The organism is Pedobacter sp. 10L46_2, assembly GCF_056395165.1.
The window spans coordinates 1-7336 of record NZ_JBFTIZ010000212.1 but is presented as its reverse complement, the minus strand read 5'-3'; the positions used below and the strand labels follow the sequence as shown (position 1 = coordinate 7336).

11 protein-coding genes are annotated in these 7336 nt (G+C 37.5%); 1 reads left to right on the top strand and 10 read right to left on the bottom strand.

Going from position 1 to position 7336, the window contains the following annotated elements; translation table 11 throughout:
* The 3 genes from AC1DDX_RS19245 to AC1DDX_RS19235 form a co-directional block, all read right to left on the bottom strand.
* Positions 1–365: carboxypeptidase-like regulatory domain-containing protein (locus tag AC1DDX_RS19245; RefSeq protein WP_477622429.1), on the bottom strand; the 365-nt coding region annotated here is incomplete at its 3' end.
* Between the two features lie 121 nt (positions 366–486).
* Positions 487–828, bottom strand: coding sequence for a hypothetical protein (locus AC1DDX_RS19240; RefSeq protein WP_337716901.1), 342 nt, complete (start codon positions 826–828; stop codon positions 487–489).
* A gap of 108 nt (positions 829–936) precedes the next feature.
* Complete coding sequence (locus AC1DDX_RS19235; RefSeq protein ID WP_337716899.1) at positions 937–1320, bottom strand: winged helix-turn-helix transcriptional regulator; 384 nt, start codon at positions 1318–1320, stop codon at positions 937–939.
* A gap of 242 nt (positions 1321–1562) precedes the next feature.
* On the opposite strand from AC1DDX_RS19235, the gene AC1DDX_RS19230 reads away from it, so the two are divergent.
* A complete protein-coding gene (locus AC1DDX_RS19230; RefSeq protein WP_477622428.1) occupies positions 1563–2129 on the top strand; it encodes a DUF2306 domain-containing protein in 567 nt (188 codons plus the stop codon).
* On the opposite strand, the gene AC1DDX_RS19225 is transcribed toward AC1DDX_RS19230, so the two are convergent.
* From AC1DDX_RS19225 to AC1DDX_RS19195, 7 genes are read right to left on the bottom strand one after another with little or no spacing between them, the layout of a single operon-like run.
* Positions 2119–2571: a DUF1569 domain-containing protein gene (locus AC1DDX_RS19225; protein WP_337716895.1), complete on the bottom strand. Its 453-nt coding sequence runs from the start codon at positions 2569–2571 to the stop codon at positions 2119–2121. The two genes, AC1DDX_RS19230 and AC1DDX_RS19225, sit on opposite strands and share 11 nt — an antisense overlap.
* Entirely contained in the window at positions 2555–2989 is a 435-nt protein-coding gene (locus tag AC1DDX_RS19220; protein WP_172660241.1) for a VOC family protein, read from the bottom strand. The genes AC1DDX_RS19225 and AC1DDX_RS19220 overlap by 17 nt, the downstream gene beginning before the upstream one ends.
* 47 nt (positions 2990–3036) lie before the next feature.
* A complete protein-coding gene (locus tag AC1DDX_RS19215) occupies positions 3037–3489 on the bottom strand; it encodes a helix-turn-helix domain-containing protein (protein ID WP_172660240.1) in 453 nt (150 codons plus the stop codon).
* Positions 3486–4304: a sulfurtransferase gene (locus tag AC1DDX_RS19210; RefSeq protein WP_337716893.1), complete on the bottom strand. Its 819-nt coding sequence runs from the start codon at positions 4302–4304 to the stop codon at positions 3486–3488. Before AC1DDX_RS19210 ends, AC1DDX_RS19215 begins: the two co-directional genes overlap by 4 nt.
* Before the next feature lie 28 nt (positions 4305–4332).
* Positions 4333–5658 (bottom strand): HAMP domain-containing sensor histidine kinase, encoded by a 1326-nt coding sequence (locus tag AC1DDX_RS19205; RefSeq protein ID WP_337716891.1) that lies wholly within the window; start codon positions 5656–5658, stop codon positions 4333–4335.
* Between the two features lie 2 nt (positions 5659–5660).
* On the bottom strand, positions 5661–6335 hold the full coding sequence (locus AC1DDX_RS19200) for a response regulator transcription factor (protein WP_172660237.1): 675 nt from the start codon (positions 6333–6335) through the stop codon (positions 5661–5663).
* A gap of 14 nt (positions 6336–6349) precedes the next feature.
* A complete protein-coding gene (locus AC1DDX_RS19195) occupies positions 6350–7219 on the bottom strand; it encodes a hypothetical protein (protein ID WP_337716888.1) in 870 nt (289 codons plus the stop codon).
* Between the last annotated feature and the right edge of the window lie 117 nt (positions 7220–7336).

Below are 7336 nucleotides of genomic sequence, written 5' to 3'. Positions count from 1 at the left end.
ACATGGTAATGTTTCTTGCTGATATTGATTGCTACCTCTCTCAACTCCTGTTTGCTTTCTGAGAGTTGCAAATTGAGAAAGGCATTTTTGCCTGTAGTGATGATCAGATTTTGCTTAAGAGCGGTATACCCTATATTTGAAACGACCAATACATATGTACCGGCAGGAATAGCGATAAAATTGAAGTTTCCATCTGAATCTGTTTGGGTGCTAATTAGTGTATTCTGGAATTGAACTGTTGCACCGCTAACAGCTTCATCTCTAGCGGTAACGATGCGGCCTTTTAAATTCCCTGAGCCAGATTGCGCAAAGGATTTACTAATGATAAACAATAGTAATAGTATGCTGAAAATATTGATTTTCATTTGAAAGTATAAAAAGATGTTAATAAGAAACCAGCCTGAGGCACATCACGATTTCGACCATAAAAATGGCATGTGAGTAACTCAGGTTACTCAATAATTGTGATTAAAAAAATAAGATAGATTAGGCAGCTACGTACTGAGGTGGTTTGAAGATGTCGTTGGTAAAAGAAGAAGGTTTAAACTTTAAATAGAAAATATTAAAGTCGCTCGTTTTTGGGGAGGCTGATGATTCATTTACCTCAAGTCTGTTCAATTTGCAAAAGAAGAGCACATTAGCTTTTTCCAGATTTTCTGCTCTTTGCTTTTCTTCATTCTGTTCGGCTTGTTTGAGTTTTTTTGCTAGTACACATCGTCCATTACAATGCATTTCTGGTTTATCCTTATTTTCACAAAAGGCAGAAGCAATGTAGCCCTGATTAATCTTAAAAGCGAGGATTATCCCCAACTTATTAAAGGACTGCATGACGATCATGAATAGTAACAAAAGGCAAACTGATCTTCTCAATTATTGATTTTTATGGCTGCAAAAGTATTACTTTTTTCTTGCATCATAGAGAAATATACTGTTTTTTTAGATCGGGTACTGCCCCTCCAGTTCATCCTCTTGCAGCTCGCTGATTCGATCTTTGATCAACTCTGCATGTTCTATTCCCCATTGATCTATTTTGGAAAGAATAGGCAATAAGGTTTCTCCCAGGATAGTGAGTTTGTATTCAGTTCTTTTAGGATAAACATCTTCCGCACATTTTTCAATCATACGATAAAAAAGCAGTTCCGCCAATTGCATTTCGATAACACGTGTGGATGCTTCAGTGATATATCTGGCAATTTCGCTGGGCCTCGAAATACCTCTGCTAATTGCATCCAAGATGCAACATTTCCATTTTCCGCCCAATACTCTCATCGCTAAATAGATACCACAATCTGGATCTTCTTGTATTTTTCTTGTATACATACTTTTATTATTGCTGGTTAAAATTACTCAATCCATCCCGAACCTCACAGTAACCCCATACCGAATCTTTTATCGGTTATTGTTGCCTTACAATCTTTCAGGGAAATTTGTGTTATCGCTTATCGTGATTAATTAAAATCAAAAAGGAATCTGAAATGCAAAAAGAACTGAATGTAAAAAGTCAATTTAAGCTTAACTGGATAGACATCCTACCTTTACTAATATGGATAACCGTTTTTTTTATGACCTGGTTATTCATGCATGGAGCAGATCACTATCTGCAAATGACGCCAGAAGCATTAGGCAGATACTTCCCCCAACGGTGGTTCCTCATCGCACATATTACGGCTGGTGGTGGAGCATTGATCTCAGGTATTATTCAATTCTGGCCTAAACTACGTACCTATAGCTGGAAAATACATCGCGTAATTGGTTATTTGTATCTGTTATCGATCCTGGTAAGCAGTATAAGTGCCCTTATGCTTGCTTCCACAACGGCCTATGCGGTAAATTGGGCTTATGCTTTTACACTGCAGATCTGGGCTAGTGTTTGGATCAGTACAACTTTTATTGCTTTCTATACCGCTATGAGGAAACAATTCAAGCTTCACAAAGAATGGATGATCAGAAGTTATCTGGTTACCGTAGCTTTTCTGATTTCAGGTTTTATCTACAAGATTCCATTTATACAGCAGTTGGGCAGTTTTGAAGAAGTTACTGTTCCTCTTTTTTGGATGGGGTGGGCAGTGCCACTTTATACTTATGAAGTGATCCGCAGCATTTATTCCATTAAGAAACTTAAACGTTAAACTGCCTTAAATGATGATCTGAATGCTTATAAACAAATATGCCAATTTGTTCTCTTGTCATTTTACCAAAGAAATCGTGAATGAACTTATCATTTGAAAAGTTTTCAAAATCAGCTATCAGGTTCATCAAGGTCTTCTTTTGAGCTTCCAGATCACATTCTTTTTGCTTAATGGTAAATGCTTTTCCTGCCGGCATATTTTTACCGATTGGCTTGTCGTTTTTAGTATTGCTTTTGAGCGCCATTTTGCCAAAGATTTTACCTAAAAATTCTTGCCCGTTAACAGGATTAGTTATTCCTAAAACCCATTCGTTCCATTTTGTGCAATGCATGGTCATTTGATAAACATTCATCTTACCCCAAAGCGGCTTGCTGTTTTCATTCAGTGAATTAACCCTGGCAGTCAATTCATCTATTGTTGCCTTATCAAATATCGTTTTCATTGTCAAAATTATTTATAGGTTGCAATGAAAAATAGTTACCAGAATCATCTTTAAATAATGCATCTGTTCCGTAAAACTCTTTGGTTGGCGGTTTTATAAATTCAACACCCTTGGCTTTAAGCTCCTCGTAAGTAGCATGAATATCTTTGCAAGTTAAAACCCCACAGCCAAATATCCCTTTTTTGATAAGGTCTATTAGGTTTTCCGCTATTTCTTTGGGAAACATTTTGCTTACTGTAACCGGAAACAATACCAATTGCAGGTCGGGCTGCTCGGGAGGCGAAACGGTAAGCCAACGGGTTCCCTGCCCCATTGGAAAATCGTCTACCAGTTTGAACCCCAATTTGTTTACATAGAAGTCATAGGCACTATCCTGGTCTATAACATGAATGTTTGTAATGGTCATTTTTGTAATCATGGCTATTTGCTTTAGATGTTAAACTCATTACAAACTTGAGCAATAAATCAAATATCAGTTTCTTCAAAATTGCTATTTTCGAGCCAACCATGTTGGTAGGCATAACAACCCGGCACAAAGGCAAGAGGTGTTAAACTGATCTTCTTTTGGTTTTCTTGGTGGTGTTTCAGATAAGTTGACGGGGATTTTCCGACGACCTTTGAGAATAGTCCGCTGAATGAAGAAAGGCTATCGAAGCCCACTAAAAAGCAGGCCTCAGAAACAGGAGTATCTTTTTTGAGTAGTTCTTTTGCCTTTTCAATTCTCACATATTTTAAATACTGATGGGGTGTTTTTCCGTAAGCAGATTTGAACAGTCGAATAAAATGAAATTTTGAAAAATAGGCCTCGTTAGAAATATTATTGAGGTCTATTTTGTCGGCATAGTTGTTATCGATGAATAGTTTTGCCTGAACTATTCTTCTGTATAAATAAACCTTCGGATATTGCTCGGTTGTCATTTGATTTTATTCCTGCTCCACTCACTCCAACTGCCCACATACAACTTCGGGATTTCTAAACCCGCATAGTCCATTGCTAAAAGCGTATGACAAGCCGTTACGCCAGAACCACAATGCACAATCACATTTTCCGTTTTATAATCGGCTAAAGCTTTTGAATATTTCTCTTTTAGTATTTCAGGTGCTAAAAAATCCCCGTTAGCATCCAGATTCTCAGTAAAAGGAATATTTATTGCGCCAGGAATATGGCCCGCAATTAAATCAATTGGTTCTGTTAATCCTGCATAACGATTAGCATCGCGAACATCAATAACTGCATGATTATCACTGTTACCAGCAACTTCTACCTCATCTATTTCTGCTAATGGTAACTGCCATTCGGTGATCTGATAAGGCTCTGCTGTTTTGGGAGTTGGAATCTCAGAACTAACAGCAAATCCCGCTTTAACAGCAGCATCATAACCGCCATTTAAAACCTGAACTTTTTGGTGTCCTATTGACTTTAACATCCACCAGAATCTGGCAGCAGCATTAGCGCCATTCTTATCGTCGTAAACAATTACATGGCTATCTTTTGTAACCCCGTATTTTGCTAAAACTTCAGAAAAATGTTCAAACGTAGGTAAAGGGTGCCTGCCTCCAACAGCGAAATCCTTAATATCGGCCAGATCTGTATTTAGATCAAGATAAAAGGCACCATCTAAGTGCTGTTCATCATATCTGGCTTTCGATCCGGCGCTAACATCAAATAAAATAAAATCGTTTTTACCTGGTAAAATCAATTCCTGTGGCTGTATTATAGAAGATAATTTCATGGTATTTAAAAACATGAATATATGAAAACTATCCCAACATTACCTGTGGAAAAGTAATTGTAAAGGTTGATCCCTGCTTAACTGCAGATGCAACCTTAATATCAATATTATGATATAATGCAATACTTTTAACTATTGAAAGGCCAAGTCCATAACCCACGTTTTCAGATAAATTGGCCTTCCTGAACCGATCGAAAATAAAGTCAATATCTTCACTTGCAATGCCAATACCCGTATCCTTAATGAAAATCTGATAGTCGCCTTGTTTGTTAAAAGCATCGGTAACCATCACGCTCCCACCTTCAACATTGTATTTAATTGCATTATTTATAAGGTTGTAGAACAACTGAAAAAGCAGATCGTGGTTAACATTTTTTAGTGTAACCTTCTCTTTAATATGTATAGAAAAAGTAAGGCCTTTGTCCTCTAACCTGTGACTAATCTCTTCTTTTATGTCTTCCAGTAAATCTGTAAGTTTTACAGATGCCAATTTTACAAACTGATCGTTCTCAATTCTTGAAATGAACAGCAATGAGGAAGATATTTTCTTTAATCGGTCCAGCGTTTTCATCATTCCCACAATGCGCATTGCCACATCTTCAGTGATCTGGTCATCAGCAAGCAGGTTTTCCATCTTGTTTTGGAGGATGCTTATCGGAGTCATCAGCTCATGAGAAGCATTGGCTGTAAACTCTCGCTCCTTTTCAAAGTCGACATTGATCTGATCCATCAAACTGATGAGCGACTCATCTAAATATTTAAAGTCCTGTGTGGTGGTTTTTACAGGTTTACTTTGATCTTTAAAAGGAAACTTTCGGTTTAGCAGTTTGCTTTCTATGATTTTGCCAAGCGGTCTTATCAATACCCGGGTAAAAATAAGGTCTATTACAATAGTTAAAGCGATTAGCCCCATCAGAACATATAAGGCTATGCGCTGCAAAGGCTTGTTATATTGATTGATGCTACCTACAGTTTTCCCGATCTCCAGCAGATAGTTTTTGTTTTTGGCCTTAAAAGTATGGTTAAGTACGCGGTAACTCAATGTATCCCCCTCCACAATACGTTCTACTGTTTTTATGGTGTCAATAAGTAGCTCTGGTGCAGCGGGCTCAATGGCAACATATTCCTCTTTAAGCATAGTATAACTTCCATAGCTGTCATCGCCCTGCAGATAATAATCTATACCATCTTTCTGCACCTTATCTAATGCTTTCTTCTGCTGATCTCTTAATGAATAATTGGTATATTCTGACGCAATACTTGCTACCAAAAAGGGCATAGAAAGTATAAATAACAGCACAACTGCAAGTTTAGAACCGGTAATGAAGTAAATAAGCTTTGCAGATAGTTTCACGTCTATTTCTTTATTCTATAGCCCACACCTCGTACTGTCTCTAGCCAGTCGGTAGGTGCCCATAAATTTAATTTTTTTCTGATGTTTTTTATGTGTGCATCAATGTAATTCGAATCATAGTCATCGTCGGCAAAGGTGCCCCAAATATGCTCGCTCAGCTGCATTCTTGTTAAAACGCGGTTTTTGTGTAGAAACAGATAGCTTAACAAATCGTATTCCTTACGCGACAGTTCAATTTGTTCTTCTTTGTATTGAACAAGGCGCTTTTGAAGATCAATGCTAAATTCTCCAAGTGGGATTGCTTCTTCTTTTACATTAAATTTACGACGGGCAATTGCCTGCATTCTTGATTGAAGCTCTAGCAACGAAAAAGGTTTAGCAAGGTAATCATCAGCCCCAAGATCTAATCCTGTTATCCTATCTTCCAGGTTGCCTCTGGCAGTTAAAATAATATATGCAGCTTCTGGATTGTGCTTTTTTGCTTTTGGAAGCAGCGACAGTCCATCGCCATCCGGCAAACCAAGGTCAAGCAGAATAAAGTCGTAACTGTTTACTTCAATTTTTTCTAATCCTTGTGCTACAGTATGCGCCAGATCGCACAAGTAAAATGCCTTTTTTAAAAAGGTTTCCATTTCGTAAGCAAGTGTTTTTTCGTCTTCAACTATGAGTACTTTCATTTGTGCAATTGAAATTAAAATTGATAATAAAGACCAAGGCTAATAAAAGATTGCTGCCTTTTAGCTTCAGTAATGGCATTTGCACCTAAAATAGAAAACTGATAGCTGACCTCGGCCATATAACTTGACCTACTATAACTCAATGGTATTTTAAAATTGTACGACAAAAGTTCAAAACTTGTTGCCGGCAAAGTAGTGGTTATTGTACTATTGCCATTTCCGTTTCCATTTCCATTACTATTACCGTTGCCATTTCCGTTGCCATTACCATTATTCTTTTTATTCTTCTGCTCCGTATAAGTTTTAAGAAAGTGCTGTGTACCTGCCACTATTTCTATCGAAGGTTCTATGGATAATAGATCTTCCTTACTAAATAGCGTACCTAGTTCTATTAGTTTTGAATTTGTTAATCCTGCAAACACATCGCTTTCTTGTCCAAAAGCATAGTCGGCAGATAAAGAACTCTTAAACCATGGCCAATTGTAATCGGCTGTTACATTTAGATTATTCTCATTAGATGCTTGTAATAATGGAGAACTTTTTGGGTAGAATGATCTGCTATAACCTACGCCGGCAGTAAATCTTTCGTTAAAATCATGATCATAACCAACTCCTAAATCTGTTTCAGAAATACCAGATCCAACACTTAAAAGTTTATATGCACCTGCAGAAAAATATAGACCAACAGGCAATCTTACTGTCGCATTGGCCAATACATAAGGCAGCTTTTCGGCCGTTGTTTGTCCATAGTAACTCACGTTATTGCTATATATAGCGGCCAAAGTTATTGTAGTTTTTTTTGTGTCGGCAGAGTCGATGTCTTTTTGAGCCTTAACTTTTATACTTAGCAAGCAAATAATTACACTAAGGGATAGTAATTTCATACAGGCTAGTGTTTTTTAATTTTGGGGCGACTTACTTTGATGGGTTTAACATCTGGCCTCCCCTTGGGCGGCCTCCCCTTGGGCTTAACAACCTCAGGTTTTGGTTGTCTTCTTGAT

What these genes read in the sequence shown, in the direction of transcription:
- AC1DDX_RS19195 (WP_337716888.1), bottom strand. Translation starts at nt 7,219, where the DNA reads ATGAAATTACTATCCCTTAGTGTAATTATTTGCTTGCTAAGTATAAAA.
- AC1DDX_RS19235 (WP_337716899.1), bottom strand. Translation starts at nt 1,320, where the DNA reads ATGTATACAAGAAAAATACAAGAAGATCCAGATTGTGGTATCTATTTA.
- AC1DDX_RS19220 (WP_172660241.1), bottom strand. Translation starts at nt 2,989, where the DNA reads ATGATTACAAAAATGACCATTACAAACATTCATGTTATAGACCAGGAT.
- AC1DDX_RS19215 (WP_172660240.1), bottom strand. Translation starts at nt 3,489, where the DNA reads ATGACAACCGAGCAATATCCGAAGGTTTATTTATACAGAAGAATAGTT.
- AC1DDX_RS19200 (WP_172660237.1), bottom strand. Translation starts at nt 6,335, where the DNA reads ATGAAAGTACTCATAGTTGAAGACGAAAAAACACTTGCTTACGAAATG.
- AC1DDX_RS19225 (WP_337716895.1), bottom strand. Translation starts at nt 2,571, where the DNA reads ATGAAAACGATATTTGATAAGGCAACAATAGATGAATTGACTGCCAGG.
- AC1DDX_RS19230 (WP_477622428.1), top strand. Translation starts at nt 1,563, where the DNA reads ATGACCTGGTTATTCATGCATGGAGCAGATCACTATCTGCAAATGACG.
- AC1DDX_RS19240 (WP_337716901.1), bottom strand. Translation starts at nt 828, where the DNA reads ATGCAGTCCTTTAATAAGTTGGGGATAATCCTCGCTTTTAAGATTAAT.
- AC1DDX_RS19210 (WP_337716893.1), bottom strand. Translation starts at nt 4,304, where the DNA reads ATGAAATTATCTTCTATAATACAGCCACAGGAATTGATTTTACCAGGT.